General features: G+C 63.1%; 16 protein-coding genes. 7 read left to right on the top strand and 9 right to left on the bottom strand.

From position 1 onward, the window contains the following. Position 1: 1 nt before the first annotated feature. From LB529_RS10720 to LB529_RS10705, 4 genes are read right to left on the bottom strand one after another with little or no spacing between them, the layout of a single operon-like run. Positions 2-1,102 carry a glycosyltransferase family 4 protein gene (locus LB529_RS10720; protein ID WP_224711051.1) on the bottom strand — a complete coding sequence of 367 codons (1,101 nt, stop codon included), beginning with the start codon at positions 1,100-1,102 and terminating at the stop codon, positions 2-4. Next, complete coding sequence (locus LB529_RS10715; RefSeq protein ID WP_224711050.1) at positions 1,087-2,379, bottom strand: TIGR04295 family B12-binding domain-containing radical SAM protein; 1,293 nt, start codon at positions 2,377-2,379, stop codon at positions 1,087-1,089. The genes LB529_RS10720 and LB529_RS10715 overlap by 16 nt, the downstream gene beginning before the upstream one ends. Beyond that, positions 2,376-3,449 (bottom strand): NAD-dependent epimerase/dehydratase family protein, encoded by a 1,074-nt coding sequence (locus LB529_RS10710; protein WP_224711049.1) that lies wholly within the window; start codon positions 3,447-3,449, stop codon positions 2,376-2,378. Before LB529_RS10710 ends, LB529_RS10715 begins: the two co-directional genes overlap by 4 nt. After that, complete coding sequence (locus tag LB529_RS10705) at positions 3,446-4,552, bottom strand: NAD-dependent epimerase/dehydratase family protein (protein ID WP_095768863.1); 1,107 nt, start codon at positions 4,550-4,552, stop codon at positions 3,446-3,448. Before LB529_RS10705 ends, LB529_RS10710 begins: the two co-directional genes overlap by 4 nt. Before the next feature lie 189 nt (positions 4,553-4,741). On the opposite strand from LB529_RS10705, the gene LB529_RS10700 reads away from it, so the two are divergent. Then, on the top strand, positions 4,742-5,014 hold the full coding sequence (locus LB529_RS10700) for a hypothetical protein (protein WP_140833344.1): 273 nt from the start codon (positions 4,742-4,744) through the stop codon (positions 5,012-5,014). Positions 5,015-5,239: 225 nt separating this feature from the next. Beyond that, positions 5,240-5,446, top strand: coding sequence for a hypothetical protein (locus LB529_RS10695; RefSeq protein WP_095768905.1), 207 nt, complete (start codon positions 5,240-5,242; stop codon positions 5,444-5,446). 242 nt (positions 5,447-5,688) lie between these two features. Here LB529_RS10695 and LB529_RS10690 read toward each other — a convergent pair whose 3' ends face one another. Then, the gene (locus LB529_RS10690; RefSeq protein ID WP_224629482.1) at positions 5,689-6,012 is read right to left on the bottom strand and encodes a hypothetical protein; all 324 of its coding nucleotides are present in this window, start codon (positions 6,010-6,012) and stop codon (positions 5,689-5,691) included. Positions 6,013-6,221: 209 nt separating this feature from the next. On the opposite strand from LB529_RS10690, the gene LB529_RS10685 reads away from it, so the two are divergent. After that, positions 6,222-6,716 carry a DUF6894 family protein gene (locus tag LB529_RS10685; protein ID WP_224711048.1) on the top strand — a complete coding sequence of 165 codons (495 nt, stop codon included), beginning with the start codon at positions 6,222-6,224 and terminating at the stop codon, positions 6,714-6,716. A 311-nt stretch (positions 6,717-7,027) separates the two neighbouring features. Further along, entirely contained in the window at positions 7,028-7,378 is a 351-nt protein-coding gene (locus LB529_RS10680; protein WP_224527705.1) for a response regulator, read from the top strand. An 11-nt stretch (positions 7,379-7,389) separates the two neighbouring features. Here LB529_RS10680 and LB529_RS10675 read toward each other — a convergent pair whose 3' ends face one another. Genes LB529_RS10675 through LB529_RS10665 form a run of 3 tightly spaced genes read right to left on the bottom strand, consistent with a single transcriptional unit; the run spans position 7,390 to position 12,377 of the window. Continuing rightward, on the bottom strand, positions 7,390-7,764 hold the full coding sequence (locus LB529_RS10675) for a response regulator (RefSeq protein ID WP_224527708.1): 375 nt from the start codon (positions 7,762-7,764) through the stop codon (positions 7,390-7,392). Positions 7,765-7,798: 34 nt separating this feature from the next. Further along, on the bottom strand, positions 7,799-11,371 hold the full coding sequence (locus tag LB529_RS10670) for a CheR family methyltransferase (RefSeq protein WP_224544263.1): 3,573 nt from the start codon (positions 11,369-11,371) through the stop codon (positions 7,799-7,801). Continuing rightward, a complete protein-coding gene (locus tag LB529_RS10665) occupies positions 11,325-12,377 on the bottom strand; it encodes a chemotaxis protein CheB (RefSeq protein WP_224711047.1) in 1,053 nt (350 codons plus the stop codon). Before LB529_RS10665 ends, LB529_RS10670 begins: the two co-directional genes overlap by 47 nt. Before the next feature lie 328 nt (positions 12,378-12,705). Between LB529_RS10665 and LB529_RS10660 the strand changes: the two genes are divergently transcribed. Beyond that, positions 12,706-13,137: a hypothetical protein gene (locus tag LB529_RS10660; protein ID WP_224527716.1), complete on the top strand. Its 432-nt coding sequence runs from the start codon at positions 12,706-12,708 to the stop codon at positions 13,135-13,137. 52 nt (positions 13,138-13,189) lie between these two features. On the opposite strand, the gene LB529_RS10655 is transcribed toward LB529_RS10660, so the two are convergent. Then, positions 13,190-13,765 (bottom strand): response regulator, encoded by a 576-nt coding sequence (locus LB529_RS10655; protein ID WP_224711046.1) that lies wholly within the window; start codon positions 13,763-13,765, stop codon positions 13,190-13,192. Positions 13,766-14,032: 267 nt separating this feature from the next. On the opposite strand from LB529_RS10655, the gene LB529_RS10650 reads away from it, so the two are divergent. Together LB529_RS10650 and LB529_RS10645 are read left to right on the top strand one after the other, a co-directional pair. Beyond that, positions 14,033-14,227 (top strand): hypothetical protein, encoded by a 195-nt coding sequence (locus tag LB529_RS10650; protein WP_224711045.1) that lies wholly within the window; start codon positions 14,033-14,035, stop codon positions 14,225-14,227. Positions 14,228-14,238: 11 nt separating this feature from the next. Next, positions 14,239-14,841, top strand: a complete 603-nt coding sequence (locus LB529_RS10645) for a diguanylate cyclase (RefSeq protein ID WP_224711044.1) — start codon at positions 14,239-14,241, stop codon at positions 14,839-14,841. The last annotated feature ends 49 nt before the right edge of the window (positions 14,842-14,890 follow it).

Genomic DNA, 14,890 nt, shown 5'->3' with positions numbered 1-14,890 from the left:
GTCAAAGCCCTGCCATGGCCGTCGCCGCCCGGTCGTAGACCTCTCGCATTCGCGCCGTCTGGGCGCTGAGCGAGAATTTGCGCGCCCTTCGGGCGGCGCGCTGACCGAACTGGCGTCGCAAGCTTTCGTCATGCGAGAGCATGGCGATGCAGCCGGCAAGCGCGTGGGGATCGCGCGCGTCGAAGAACGTCGCTGCTCCGTCCCAGATCTCGCGGTATGTGGCGATGTCCGCCAACACCAGGGGGGTGCCCGCAGAGGCTGCCTCCAGGGCGGCCAGCCCGAAAGGCTCGTAGATGGACGGCGAGACAAACATGCTGGCCCGCGCCATCAATTGCCGAACCTCTGAATGGCTGATCGAGCCGAGCGAGATGCAATTGTCAAAGAACAGGCGCTGTCCGTCCGGGCCTTCCGTTTCGCCCGCGGCGAAAACGGGAGGGCCGCACAAGGCAGCCGCGGCATCGAGCGCCAACCCGTTTTTACCCTCATCCCACCAGCGGCCGGCAGCGAGAACGAAGGACTCGCGATGCGCGCCTGCCGGGCCGGGGAGCGCGCCATTGTGGACGACGCTCAAGCCCGCGATCGGGCCGTAGCAGGCTCCGAGCATGGCGGCATGGCTTCGGCTCGGCGCGACAATGGCTTCGGCGCGGTCGAATCCCACCCGGTTGCGCTCTCGTTGCCAAGCCCAATCGCCCTCGGGCGCTTGCGCCCGCACTGCATGCAGCCATGTGACCACGCAGGAATGCGATACCGCGACGATCGGACAAGTCAGCTCGAGACCGGCTGCCTGCGCCGGCGCATTGAGGTGTATGAGATTGATTGCATAGTCCGACGCAAGCTCCTGCAATTCCCCAGGCAACCGGTCGAGATCTTTCGTGTCGCGCGTCATCCAGTCCGGCGGGCATTTCAGCCAAACCAGCGTGGCGAAGGACCGCGCCTCCCGCGCCTGCTCCGGGGAAGGTTCGGGTCCCAGCCCGGCAAGCACGATGCTGTCGCCGCTGGCCGCCAGCTCCCGCGCCAGATCGAGCGAATAGCGCCAGACTCCGCCGACGGCGTCGGTCGTCATCAGAATGCGCCGCGGACGATGGGTCAGTGATTGCAGCATGAGGACTCCAACTCAGCCAGCGCATGCGGACGCTGGTCCTGGATGTCGCTGAAGGATCGGAAGGAGGCGAGGTAGTGCTCATGCGCTCGCTCCCAGGCAATATCGTCGGGTTCGCCCCAGAGTTCGCGGTAGCTGGGCGAGCTCGGATAGGGATAGAGCGGCACGGGCTCGTTCGCCCAAACGCCGTGATCGATGAGGTGCTTGCGCCAATGGTCCACCAGCGCCGGGTCGTCCTCGACCACGCCGATCAGATTGGCCTGAACGAAAGGCACGTGGCGACGGGCATCGACCAAAAGCGCGGCCAGATCCTCCGTGTCGAGCCGGCATCGCTTGGCGAGCATCGCACGGCCCTCGACGGTCAGGCTTTCAAGGCCGGCTTCGATCGAGACGCAGCCGGCCTCGCCGAGCAGCTTGAGCAGGTCCGGCTTCCACAGGTCGATGCGGGTCTGGACACCGAACTGGATATCGCGGTCGACCAGCGCTTCCAGCAACGCCTTCTGCGGCAGGAAGATTTCATCGATGAAATAGATGTAGCCGACCCCTTGAGCGATCAAACCGTCGATCTCGGCTATGACGGCATCGTGCTTCCTGCGCCGATACGCATCGCGGAAGTCGATCTTGGCGCAGAAGCTGCAATTATAGGGGCAGCCGCGCGACGCTTCCACCTCGGCGCCGGCGCCCTTCTGGTGGGCATCGAACCTGTGGTGGTGGTGGCCATGCGCGGCGATCCAGTCGGACGGCCAGGCGAGCGCAGGATGATCGACGAACGGGCTGGCATGCACCCCGCCATTGCACACTGGAAAGTCGTCCTGGAGCCGGGCCGTATGCGCAACCTTGCTCCAGTCGCTATCCCGTGCAAGCTCCGTCACGACCTCCTCGCATTCACCGCGCACGACGACATCGACGCCGAGCTTGCGCAGGGTCGGCGCCGGTGTTGCCGAGCCATGCGGTCCGACCGCCACCGTGCGTCCGCCGCGCCCGGCGAGATGATTGAGGAATTCCGCCGGCACGCGCAGCTCGGGCGGCGCGCAGCGCCAGAACAGATAGGTCGGCGCGGTTGTCACGACGGTCATGTCCGGTCCGAAAGCCGCAACGCTTTCCGCAAGGGCGGCGTTGTCCAGCCCTTGCAGCAAGCCGTCCAGCATCAGCACGTCGTGCCCTTCGGCTTCCAGCATCGCCTTCGAATAGCCGAGCTCAAGCGGCAGATGCGGCTGGCGGCAGCCGAAATAGATGCTGTGCTCGTATGTCCAATGAGGATTGACCAGCGCTACCTTCATGCGACGTACCTCGTGGCTTCGGGGTGCGGTTGGAGCCGATGCCGAAGCAGCCAGCTGGCGAGATCGCTGACGCCTTCGCGCCATGGGACACGCGCCTGCCAGCCGATCGCTGCTTGCAGCTTGCGCGTGTCGGCGACGAAGAAGGGTTGGTCGCCAACGCGCTCGCGGTCGTGGCAAAGCGCGACGTCGCTGCCCGTCATGTTGGCGATCTCCGCCAGCAGCACGCGCAGGCTGACCGCATTGCTCGGGCCGCCGCCCAGGTTGAACGCCTGGCCCTTGAGGGCCTCAATCCTGGCCAACACGCCGCGATAGGCGGCTACGGCATCAGACACATGCAGGATGTCGCGCACCTGCCTGCCGTCGCCGTAAACGGTAATCGGCCGGCCGGACAAGACGCTGAGAAGAAAATGCGCGACCCAGCCCTGGTCCTCGGTGCCGAACTGGCGCGGCCCGTAGATGCAGCTCATGCGCAGCACCGCTGTCGGCAGTCCGTAGGATTTGGAATAGTCGAGCACATACTGATCGGCCGCGCCCTTCGAGCAGCCATAGGGCGTGCAGAAATCAAGGCCTACCTTCTCATCGACCCCGCTCGCACGCACCTTCTCGTCGAGCGGCTCGTAGTGATCATCGGCTTGCCGCACTGCGATCTGGGGCAGGCTGCCATAGACCTTGTTGGTGCTGGCGAAGACTACGGGGGCGCCGGTGCTGCGAGCGGTCTCCAGCACGTTGAACGTGCCTTTGAGGTTGATGTCGAAATCCTGCGCGGGATCGGTCAGGCTGGTCGTCACGGCGGTCTGGGCGGCGAGGTGAAAGATCGCCTTTGCCGGCGCCAGCGCCGCTGCCAGTGCGCCGGCATCGCGTATGTCGACGATTTTGGCGCTCAGCCGGTCGCCGTGCTTTTGCGCCAGCCAGTCGAGATTCTGCTCGACGCCCGGGCGGCTTAGATTGTCGACGACCAGCACGGCCTCGCCGTCGGATAGCAGGCTGTCGGCCAGGTTGGAGCCGATGAAGCCGCTGCCGCCAATGACGGCTATCGGTGCCTTGCGCGGATGCCGGTGGCCCTGGGTCATGAGACCAATCCCCGCTCTTCCAGCTCGCGCCGCATGTCCGCGCCGCGGTCGATAACAACGCTGTTGCGAACCCATGCCGCGAATTCGCCGAGCGAATCTTCCAGTCGATGCTTCGGCTCGAAGCCGAGCAATTCGCGCGCCTTGGAAATGTCGGCGAAGCAGTTGCGTATATCGCCGGAGCGCGCCTTGCCGAGAATTTCGGCGGGGCGCTTCGGAACGCCCATGGCCTTGGCAAGCAGCCGGGCCACCTCGCTGATCGAATAGGCTCGGCCGCTGCCGATGTTAATGGCGTGGCCGGCTGCCTGGCGTTGCTCCAGCGCCAGGCGGAACGCGGTGGCGACATCGCGCACATGGACGAAATCGCGCTTCTGCTCGCCGTCCTCGAAGATCGTCGGCTGTTTGCCATTGGCGAGGCGCGAAGCGAAATTGGCGAGGACCCCGGTATAGGGATTGGAAAGCGCCTGTCCGGCGCCGAACACGTTGAACAGGCGCAGTGCAACGGCATCGACGCCGTAGGCCTGGCCGAAGATCAGCACCGCGCGTTCCTGCGCATATTTGGTCAGCGCGTAGATCGAGGCGAGATCGGGCCGCTTCTCCTCGTCCGTCGGAAGAGGCGACAGTGCTTGGCCGGTCGCCGATACCAAATCCCAGCGGCCCTCCTTTATATCGGCAGGCTTTCGGCGCGCATTGTCGATCCGCTCGCCGTCCGGAGTCTGATAGAGGCCTTCGCCATAGATGCTCATCGAAGACGCCACGATGATCCGCTCGACCGGATGCTTGATCAATGTCTCCAGCAGCACCGCGGTGCCGAGATCGTTCGCGCCGACATAGCGGGCGATCTCGTACATGGACTGGCCGACGCCAACCTCGGCCGCCAGATGGATCACGGCATCGGCGTCGGAAACCGCTTCGGCGACAGCGTCGCGGTCGCGCACGTCGCCCTTGATCAGTTCGGCCCCCGCAGGGAGGTTGATGGCTTCGGCGCCGTGCACCTGATCGACAAGCGCATCGAGCAGGCGCACCTGATAGCCATGGTCGGTGAGTTCCTGGGCGACGTGGCGGCCGATGAAGCCGCAACCTCCCGTAACCAATACACGTTTCACGATGACTCCCTTGTGGACTTGGCTCCGGCGCCCCGAACTGCGCGGCAAAAGGTTTGTTCCCTGCTTCAACAAAGTTCCCGTCGCAGGAGGTGCCGCAGCTTCGACAGGGAGCCGTTCCACCATCTGGAACATTGCCTGTTGGCTGCCGTTAGGACCGCTCATCGGTCCCCGCTGCAGAAAGGAAAGTCCATGTCCGAGGCCAAGACGACCACCAACCACGACGAAATCCGCAAGTGGGTAGAAGAACGGAATGGCCAGCCGGCTGTCGTTCGCACGAAAGGCAAGGGCGGCATTCTGCGCATCGACTTCGGCGAGCCCGAAGACACGCTCGAGCCAATCGAATGGGACGAATTCTTCCGCATCTTCGACGAGAACGATCTCGCCTTCCTGCATCAGGATAAAGCCGGCAGCGGTGGAACGAGCCGCTTCAACAAGTTCGTAGAGCGCAGCCAGAAAGGTTGAGAGGCCGAAAACCTGGCGCCGTTGGGGGGAGGAGGCCCGATAATGGCGCGCGGCAGGCGGGGTCGGGCTGCCGCATCTATTCCGCTGCGCTCAATCGAGCGGCTGTCCGTCGGCCTGGGCGTCGCTCCAAGATCGTAGCCATCCGCGGCGCGGGGTTCCCGAATGGCGTCGGCAGTGGGAACCGCGTGGGCGCTCCGGCTGTTGGATCAGCAAGGAGCAATGACCATGGGACTCTTTTCCGACCTGAACAAGAAGCTGACCGAAAACCTGTACGCCCATGGCAGTTATCTGAGCGATCCGAGCGCCGACCTGCCGCGGCGGGTGGAGGAGACGGTCAACCTTCTAATGCCCTTCGTGCGGCCGGAGGCCCGCGAAACGGTGAAGCTGCAGATCCTCGGCATCATCCACGAGCATATCTATGACGAGGACTGACTGCGGCGACTGCTCGATCCGCCGGAGACGCTAGCCGAGGAACGCTTTCAGCCGTTATCCCGAACGCCGGGATCTGCCTTGCTTTTCGGCGTCGCGGAGCAGCCGAACGATGGCGTCCACCGGAGACGGGTCCGTGGTCGGCTGTGCTTTCCAGCGCCATAGATGACGAAACAAACTTCTCAAGCGCGGCATCGCAATACCTCCTTGCGCTATCAAACCTCGAACGGGGAATGATGTTCCTTTCATACCTGGCGGAAGATCGCGGCGAGCAGAAACACAACCGCGGCCAGGACGACCAGCGCCACGATCACCAGCACCGGGCCGTTCCTGCGCGGCTGCAGGCCGGGCGCGTTCTCTGGCGGCCGCATCGCGTTGGCAAAGCTTGCCTGGTTGGTGAAGCTCGGTTTGTGCGGCTCGACCGGCTTGGCGGAAGTCGGGACATCGCCGGCCTCGGCATCCGCCTCCTGCGGTGCCGCCGCAGGGTCGAACCCAGGGGTCTTGTCCTGCGTCCTGCCGGCCTGGATTTCGCCGCGGGCTTCGGCGGGCGTGCGTTGGTTGGGTGACATTCGGCGCCTCCTTTGTCTCCAAACCTGCTTTCGGCCCCGCTGTTCCAACCGCGCCTTTAAGATGGATATCGATCAGGAAGCTGCCTTGCAGTTCATCGCGAGCGTTGCGGGATGTCGGGCGCTGCTATCCAAGTCGATTCGTGGACTCCGGCGGAACTTTCAGGAGCAGGGGAGCTTTGTATCCTCGACAGGGAGATGAAGAGGCAGGAATGCAAGTTCTCGACACAGCGATACATGCCGGTCCTGGAAACGTGACGGTCGAATTTCTCGGCGAGGGCGGGGAAAAGATCGCTGTCACCATGGTTGTGTCCGACCCGTCGCCCGGCGATCCCGCGCTTGTCGATCGCGCCAAAGAGCTGATGATTCAGTGCGCGGCATTCGGCGGCCGGTCTGCGCAAGGCAGCCAGGACAGGTTCGTGGATGCCGTCCGGCCCGCCGTCGAGAGGCCAACTGACGTGGGCCAGGATCTCTATACATTCGAATATCGCGAGGGTGGCAGTTTGAGGCGGCTAGAAGGGGTGGAATTGCCCAACCTCGAAGCTGTTCATGATGAAGCGTTGCGCTCCGCGATCGATCTTCTCGACGATCCGGCTGCCGAAGCTCGGCGGGAGGGCTGGGCGGTTCGGGTTCGCGGCGGCGACGGCGATGTAATCTTGTCGGTCGATTTCGATGAGGCAAGGCGGGAAAAGGCCGCCGCATTGTGATGGAGGCAAGTCTGTGAAGGATCGGACGATAAAGACCTTTATGCCCCTGCACGCGATTGCCGCCGCACGGGGAGATGGGCTGAGGCCGGAATTTCTTCGCCTGTTCGAGGCCCGCGCGGCCTTGTCAGACCTCGACGTGATCCAGCTCAGCCGGGGCGAGGACGCAGGCTTGGACCAAGCCGGCCCGAATCCTATCGGCAGCCGCGCAGCCGTTTGCGGGCAAAACGTCGTGCGCTTCCCTCGCCGGCGGAGTACAACAAGTGTGCCAGGAGGAGGTAAGCGTGTCAGAGGAGGTCGTTATGGGAGCGCCCTTGGCACTGATCATTGAAGATGAATATCTGATCGCTTGCGACGTGGCGGATGGCTTAAGGGCACTCGGCTTCGAGGTGGCTTGCGTGGCCTCGGAACGGGCAGCCGCGACCTGGCTGGACGACAACCAACCGGATTTGGCCATCATCGACATCCAATTGCTCGACGGCCAAAGGGGGGCCGCCGCCGCTCGCCTCAAGGAGGCGGGTGTGCCCTTTGTCGTGCATTCGGGCTACGATCCGGCCTTCCAGTCGCCTGTCTTCCATGGCGCGCCTTTTCTGCCGAAGCCTGCGCCGATCCGGCATCTGGTCGAGCTTGCGAGCCGGTTGATAGGCGATCGCACCATGTCGTAGGCCAGGCTTTCTCAGTCCGGCGCATCGCTCTTGCGGAACCGCGACACCGCTTCGATCAACAGGTTGTAATCGACCGGCTTCGACAGCTTGGGCTTGTCGCGAAACTGGTCGGGAAAGACAGTGATGCTGTCGTAGCCGGTGAGGAAAATGAAAGGGACACCGCCGAGCGTGAGATGCTCGGCCAGCGGAAAGCTTTGCTCGCCTCGAAGGTTCACATCCAGCACGGCTCCGTCCAGAGCAACGCCCTCGATTTGTGCAAGCGCCTGTCTGACCGTAGGTGCCGGGCCGATCACTGTGCATCCTGCTTGGGTCAACTGGTCGGTGAGGTCCTCCGCAAGCATAAACACGTCCTCGACCACAAGGACATTCAGGCCGGACAAGAGCATGTTGTGTCCACTCCTCATCGCTCAGCGGCAAATGTCAGCGACCCGTGCCTGACGCCAGCGGAATTTCTATGTCGCATTCAAGTCCGGAGCGTTCGAACCTCAGATCGACCTTCCCTCCCAGCTCGTACTCCAAACTTTGCTGGATGAAGGTCGTTCCGAAATTCCTCCTTAGCGGCTCTTCGACGACAGGTCCGTCGATTTCCCTCCAGCGGATTGACAGAATGCCCGGTTTGTCGGTGTTCCAGGCTACTTCGACGCGACCGTCCTCTGTCGATAGGGCTCCGTATTTCGCGGCATTGCTGGCAAGCTCGAAGAATACCATGCCGAGTGTCGCGGCCGCGCTCGCGCCCAGCTGCAAAGGGCTTCCGAGGATGATGATATTCTGGCGCTCCTTGCTGCTGTAAGGCGACAGGACTGCCCGCAGCAACTGCTCGAGATCGGCATCCGTCCAGTTGTAGGAAGACAGCACGTCGTGCGTTCGACCCATTGCCTGCAGCCGCTGCTGGAAGGACGTGAAAAAATCGCCCATCGAACTGGATGTGCGAACCATGCGGGACGTCAGCGCGGTGACCGTGGCCAGGATATTCTTCACGCGGTGCTGCAATTCGTGCAGCAGCCTTTCCTGGCTGCGCTCGGCCTCCTTGTGACTGGATATGTCGACCAGAGCCGCAATGGCGCCGCGGACCTTGCCCTTTTCGTCGAACAGCGGGTTGGCCGACATCATAACGTCGATTGCGGTACCGTCCTCATGCTGGATCCTCGCTTCATAGCCCGGAATTGCCCTGCCGGTGCGCATTGTCTTGAGCAGCGGCTGGTCATCGGTGCCTACCTTGGTTCCATTGAAAGTCAGCGGCAGGATCGCGGGCACGGATATCAGCTTGGTGCCGGTAGCGGGCCGACCCAACAGCTCCGCCGCGCGCCGGTTGGCGCGGATCTCCACGCCGGCGCCATCCTCGGCGATGAAGATGCCGATCGGCACGAGATCGAGCAGGGCTCCCAGGCTTTCGCCGCGGTTGCGCAGGTCATGCGAGAGCGCGCCGATCCTTTTCTCGGCCTGCGTGATCTGGGTGATGTCGACGAAGGTGACGACGACGCCCGCTATGATATTGTCGACTGTCCGGTAGGGCAGCACCCTCATGATATAGCTCTGGCCGTTGTCCATGCCCTCGACCTGCCGCTCGATCGTGCCAAGCCTTTGCAGCACCTGTTCCATGTCGGCCTGCAAGCCGTCGGCAGTGAAGCGCGGACGGACATGCGCCAGCGGCCGTCCGACATCGCTTTCCACCAGCCGGAACAGGTCGCGCGCGGTCGGCGTGAAGTTCTTGATGCAGAGGTCGCGGTCGAGGAAGATGGTGGCGATTTGCGTGCTTTCGAGCAGGTTCGCCATGTCGTTGTTGGCGCGGGTGAGCTCGTCGACGCGCAGACTGAGCTCGGCATTGACGGTGTGCAACTCCTCGTTGATCGACTGGAGCTCCTCTTTCGAGGTCTCCAATTCCTCGTTGGACGACTGCAGCTCCTCGTTGATCGAGGAAAGCTCCTCGTTCGAGGATTTCAGCTCCTCATTGGAGGATTCGAGCTCCTCCGTCGTGATCTGCAGACGCTCCTTGGTTTCCCTCAGCTCCCTTTCGAGCTGACTGACATTGGCGCTTTCGACATCGTCGGTTGTGTGGACGGCCTCGTCCTCGGCTTCCGGCTTGATCCCGCCGACATCCCGGAAGACCAGCATAAAGAGCGGGTCGGAAGAACCATCGCCCGGAAGCGGCTGCACAGCCAGGCTGATCGTCTGACGCCCGCCATTGGTGCCGATGCTGATCTTGTTCTGGACCGCCACCTGTCCGGTGCTTACGGCCTTGTGGAGCGCGGCCCTCAGATCCATGCGCAACCCGCGACGCGCCATGGAGAAGACGTTGTGGCTGGGGGCGCCGGCAGCGAGCTCCAGATATTTGCCCGTGCCGCCTGAGCTGTGCATCATCTCGCCGGCGGCATTCACGATCACATAGGCCGGCGAATAGCGCTCGACGAGCAAACGCTCCGCGGTTTCCTGCAGGGTTCCGGCCGTTGCCCGCCGGCGCGCACTTGGATCCGTCGATCTCGCCGCGGTAGCGAGCGGGAATTCCGGCAACCGATGTGCCGTGGCCCCGTTGCGCCTCTGGAAGATGCGGCTTGTCTTATCCACCGTCGAGAACAGCTGTGGATGGCGCGTGACGTTCTCCGAGGAACCGAGAAGAAGATAGCCGTTGTTGCGCAAGGCGTAGTGAAAGATCGGGACGATCTTTTCCTGCAGTTCCGGGCCCATATAGATCAAAAGGTTGCGGCACGCGATCAGGTCGAGCTTTGAAAAGGGCGGATCGCGCAAGAGATTGTGCACTGAGAACAGGCAGATCTCCCGCAGGTCGGCGGAAATGCGGTACGTACCGTCCTCGCGCGAGAAGAACTCCTTCAGCCGCTTCGGCGTTATGTCCGGCGCGATCGTCGCCGAGTAGCGGCCGGCGCGCGCTACTTCCAGCGCGCGCTCGTCGATGTCGGTGGCGAAGATCTGTAGGTTAGGCGAGGCGGCGCCGCGCGGCGCGTTCTCCTTCAAGAGCATGGCGATCGAATAGGCTTCCTCGCCTGTGGCGCAGCCCGGCACCCATACCCTGATCGTCTCGCTGGGTTTGCGGTTCTCGAACAGCCGGGGAATGACCACACGCTCGAGAGCGTCGAAAGCCTGCGGGTCGCGGAAGAAGCTGGTGACGCCGATCAGCAGGTCCTGGAACAAAAGATCAACCTGCTGCGGGTCCTCGCGTAGCCGCTGGTAGAAGACGGTGGGATCGTCGATCTGCAGCACCAGCATGCGGCGCTGGATGCGCCGCAAAATGGTGTTGTCCTTATAGCCGCTGAAATCATGTCCTGTGCGCGAGCGAAGCAGGGCGGCGATGCGCGAAAGCTGTTCGGTCACTTCGCGCTTGCGCCGGTCCCGCTCGGTTTCGGTGCGGCTCGCGTGGGTGAAATAGCTGACCAGCTTGCCGGCCATCTCCTCAGCCGGAAGCACCATGTCGACCAGGCCGCTCTGGACGGCGCTGCGCATCATGCCGTCATATTCGGCGCTCTCTTGCGCAAGCGTCAGCCCGCCGCGCTCCTTGATGGCCCTCAAGCCGACGGTGCCGTCACTGCCGGTTCCGGAAAGAATGATCCCGGCGGCGTTCTCGGCCTGCTCCTGCGCAAGCGAGATGAAGAAATCGTCGATCGGCGCCCGTCTGTCGCGCGCGGCCGCGATCTTGACCAAGTGAAAGCGCCGCTCTTCAATCCTCACCGAAACACCTGGCGGGATCACGTAGATGTTGTCGGGTTTGACCTCTACGCTTTCGGCAACTGTTTGCGTTGCGATCGCGGTTGAGCGCTGGACGATGCTGGCAAGCGCACTTTCATGCTCGGCGTCGAGATGCTGGATGACGACATAGGCGAAGCCGCTGTCGGCGGGCACTTCGGGAAAAAAGCTCCGCAATGCCGCGATGCCACCCGCCGATGCGCCGATGCCGACAATGGGGAAGGACGCCGGCTGCTTTTCGTCGTCGCGCGAACTAACCCTTGCCTTGTGAGTACTTGCCTTCCGTGCTGACTTCGCCATTGCCCCTTACCTGAACCCGCCTGCTTCCGAGGATGCGTTCGATCACAGCGGCATCCGCCTCATATTCCTTCGCCCGCCTTCCCATTTCGGCGGCGAGTCCGGAGCGGCGCTTCGCCCGCTCCCGCTCTGCCATACGCCTGGCAAACGCCGCCCGCTGCTGATGCGAGCGGAGCAGGCTCCACAGGATCTCTTCGGCCTCCACCGCCTGCATCTCCATCACCGCGTCGGTGGTGAAGGCATGCCCGGTATGGCACCGATAGCGCAGCATGTCACCGTCTTCGATCTCCCACAACGGCCCGTGACATTCCGGGCATGTGAACACCGACAATTCGCCAAGTCGATCCGCTTCCTGCATCGTCGAATGCTCCTGCGCGGCAATGGCCGCTTCCAATCTAACCGCCGGCGGGGGAGGAAAGGATTCTCCGGCCGGCTCGACCGCAAGTTTTGCCAGCAAAGGGCCGAGCTCGGCAGCGGGCAGGCAGTGGTCGACCTCGACATAGCGCAGCGCGCTTTCAATCATCCCCGGCACCAGCGCGTCCTTGGGGTGCTGGACGACTGCCAGCCCGCCGACTGATTTGACGGCCCTCAACCCGGCGGTGCCGTCGGAAAGCGCGCCCGACAGCAGAACCCCGATGACGCTCGCGCCGTAGCTCAGCGCCGCCGAGCGGAACAAGGGGTCGATGGCCGGCCGGGCAAGATTCTCGCGCGGGCCGCGCCGCAGCATCATATGATCATCGTGAAGGAGAAGATGGAACCCGGGCGGCGCGACATAGATGCAGCCGGTCCTGAACTCTTCGCCGTTCGTTGCCGGCTGCGTTTTGAGCGTGCCCGCGCGGTCCAGGATCTCCGGCAGGCAGCTGACCTGGCCGATATGCAACACGACAAAGATGGCCGCCGGCAGATCGGCCGGAAGGTTGGCGACGATCTGCTTCAACGGCTCGATTCCGCCGGCCGACGCGCCGATGACGATGATGTTATGGTTGGATAGACCTTTGGAACGGGCCATTCCGCTACGAGCCTCCAAACTGGGCTGTAAGAAGTGTTCCGTTGGGGTGACGGCATCATCGCGGTTCAGCGACAGGTCAGATGTTTAACCCTGCAACCTGCACGAAGTTCCGTTCGCTGCCGGCCCAGGCTCGTCGCGAAGGATGGCGGGAACATAGGGGATGACTGGCAGTTGGGGTTCGCCTCAGACGCCATGCCAGGCGTTTGTCGAAGATCGGTGGGCAACACCTGATCGGTCTGCGCCTGTCCCTTGCAAGCGCGGGCTTCAGGCCCGGCAGGCCTGCCGCGCCGCTGTACAGATGTCGCCGCCAAAACCACAGGAGACAGCAATGAAGCATCAAACCTCATATGAACTTCAATCGGTGGCGGTCGTCGACCGGCTTGGATTGATCCCCCTTGCCACGAGAACGCAGCGGATCGAGCGGTGGGCGGAACTGCTGGACCGCAATCCGCTTCGGTGTCTCTCCGCGCTGACGGGCACTGAATATGTCGATCCCGAGGTTCGCGAAAAGGTGCGGGCGGACGGATCGCCGCTCGCGGTTGCTTTCGATGATCCGTTGCTGCGCGCGGCCGGTTTGCAGTCCGACACCTACGGCGAGGCCAAGCGCTTTTTCGAATTGTCCGATTGGCAATTGCATGATGTCGTGTGCAGCTGCCATACCGGCGCGACGATGCAGGCCAGCTGGGCTGCCGCGCGGGTCCGTCGGATCATAAAAGGCAACCGGATCATTGCCTGGCTCAGAAGCCGCCTGACGCATTGAGAATGCTGGTCGCCAGGCGAGCGCAGGTCGCCGGCGGCTCGGCTGCCTGCGATTAGTGCAGCAGACAAGCTCCGCGCAGCCGCGCTATCTTGCGCATGATGGTGTTCAGCCAGTCGGCGATCGATGACCCGGCGGGCCTTTTGTCGATATCTTCAAGCGCCTGTTCCAAAGTGTGCTCGACAAGGCGGTCGGAAGCGCCGGCATCGTCCAGCAGCAGACGCGCGGTGAGCCGGAGCTTGGGAAGCAGCGCAACGACGTCCTCCGCCGCGGGCGCCGGCTGCGCGACGTTCACCGGCTCCGCAAAGGGTTCCGGCGGGAACAGCGCATCAACCACGACGGCGCCGTTCGAGGACTTGCTTAGGCTGCTCGCGAAACGCAAACGCTCGGGGATGGCGATCTCGTCATAACCGCTGAAGAAGACGAAGGGCACGTTGCGCCGCATCAATTCGTCCGCGACCGGGAAGACGAGGCGACCATGCAGATTGACATCCAGAATCGCTGCGTCCGCCGCTTTTGCATGTCGCCCGGCCTGCTCCACTGTCGCTGCCGGCCCGAGGATGATAGCGCCCATCCCAGCGAAGAAGGTCGCCAGATCGCTGGCCAGCAGCCATTCGTCCTCCGCGATCAAGAGGTGAAGTCCCCTGAGGTTTCGCACACGAAGCTCCTTAGTTCATATTCTGAAATTCATGTTTTGACGTTGGTGAGATCTCAGTCACGGGGCATGTCGCGTCGCAACCGACGCGTGTATTCATGAGGTCGCAGGAAAGCCAACTGGTAGAACGCGGCGATAGGTGAACCGTTCCGGCGGTTCGCCGCGCCGGATCTGACAGCTATGGAACCATTCCGCCGGCCGGCGGTTCGACACCAGGCGGGAGTCGGCCGGGAACGATGACCCATGACGCCGCAGGGCGAAGCTTCCAGGGAAGACAGCGAGCGCCAAAATACCGACCGTATCCGTGACCTTGCGGAAAGAACGAGAATTCCAAGCGGGTTGGCGCTGGCGCTGATCCTGAAATACGGCAACGAGCCGAACGTGCTCGATCGTGAGGCTGCAAAGTTCAGGCGCGACGCGAAGAACGGCGGCAGGTAGGGAGCTGCGGCGTGCTGGCCGATCCCATGGTTCTCATCCTGATGTACTTCATCCTGCCGGTCTGGCTGGTTGCGGGCTTTGCCGACTGGCTCTGCCATCGCGCCACCCACATCGAATCGACGACCGGTGCGAAGGAATCGCTCATTCACTTGCTGATGTTCGCCGAGGTTGGAATCCCGCTGCTTGCGGCAATGTTCCTGGAGGTAAACGCCCTGGTCATCGCCGTGATGATCGTCACCTTCTTCATTCACGAAGCGACGGCGATATGGGACGTACGCTATGCGACCACGGCTCGCACGGTGAGCCCCGTCGAGCAGCACGTGCACAGCTTTCTGGAAATGATTCCGCTGATGGGGCTGGTCATCGTGGTGGCGCTGCATTGGGGCCAATTCCTGGCGCTGTTCGGCGCCGGAGCGGAAAAGGCTCGCTTCGATTTGACCTGGAAAGAACAGCAACTGCCGGTGATATACATTGCCGCCGTGATGATCGTGATCGTGCTGTTCGAGCTGCTGCCCTATGTGGAAGAGTTCTTCAGAGGCCTGCGCGCCAACTCAGGCCGGTTGGTGCCTGACAAAGCGAGGCGGCATGAGCCCGGCGACACGGCGACGCGCTGAGGCTGGCTGTCCTCTCAGCCGTTCTGGTCGATAGCGTGCGGCGAGGGTT

The sequence above is a fragment of the Mesorhizobium sp. CA5 genome, from assembly GCF_020165105.1.
Taxonomy (GTDB): domain Bacteria; phylum Pseudomonadota; class Alphaproteobacteria; order Rhizobiales; family Rhizobiaceae; genus Mesorhizobium.
Note: the sequence above shows the minus strand (reverse complement) of the source record. Positions and strands in the feature narration are given on the sequence as shown.

Bases quoted from the DNA above. Each gene is read 5' to 3' on its own strand.
- LB529_RS10720 (WP_224711051.1), bottom strand. From the start codon at position 1,102: ATGCTGCAATCACTGACCCATCGTCCGCGGCGCATTCTGATGACGACC.
- LB529_RS10715 (WP_224711050.1), bottom strand. From the start codon at position 2,379: ATGAAGGTAGCGCTGGTCAATCCTCATTGGACATACGAGCACAGCATC.
- LB529_RS10710 (WP_224711049.1), bottom strand. From the start codon at position 3,449: ATGACCCAGGGCCACCGGCATCCGCGCAAGGCACCGATAGCCGTCATT.
- LB529_RS10700 (WP_140833344.1), top strand. From the start codon at position 4,742: ATGTCCGAGGCCAAGACGACCACCAACCACGACGAAATCCGCAAGTGG.
- LB529_RS10695 (WP_095768905.1), top strand. From the start codon at position 5,240: ATGGGACTCTTTTCCGACCTGAACAAGAAGCTGACCGAAAACCTGTAC.
- LB529_RS10690 (WP_224629482.1), bottom strand. From the start codon at position 6,012: ATGTCACCCAACCAACGCACGCCCGCCGAAGCCCGCGGCGAAATCCAG.
- LB529_RS10685 (WP_224711048.1), top strand. From the start codon at position 6,222: ATGCAAGTTCTCGACACAGCGATACATGCCGGTCCTGGAAACGTGACG.
- LB529_RS10675 (WP_224527708.1), bottom strand. From the start codon at position 7,764: ATGCTCTTGTCCGGCCTGAATGTCCTTGTGGTCGAGGACGTGTTTATG.
- LB529_RS10670 (WP_224544263.1), bottom strand. From the start codon at position 11,371: ATGGCGAAGTCAGCACGGAAGGCAAGTACTCACAAGGCAAGGGTTAGT.
- LB529_RS10665 (WP_224711047.1), bottom strand. From the start codon at position 12,377: ATGGCCCGTTCCAAAGGTCTATCCAACCATAACATCATCGTCATCGGC.
- LB529_RS10660 (WP_224527716.1), top strand. From the start codon at position 12,706: ATGAAGCATCAAACCTCATATGAACTTCAATCGGTGGCGGTCGTCGAC.
- LB529_RS10650 (WP_224711045.1), top strand. From the start codon at position 14,033: ATGACGCCGCAGGGCGAAGCTTCCAGGGAAGACAGCGAGCGCCAAAAT.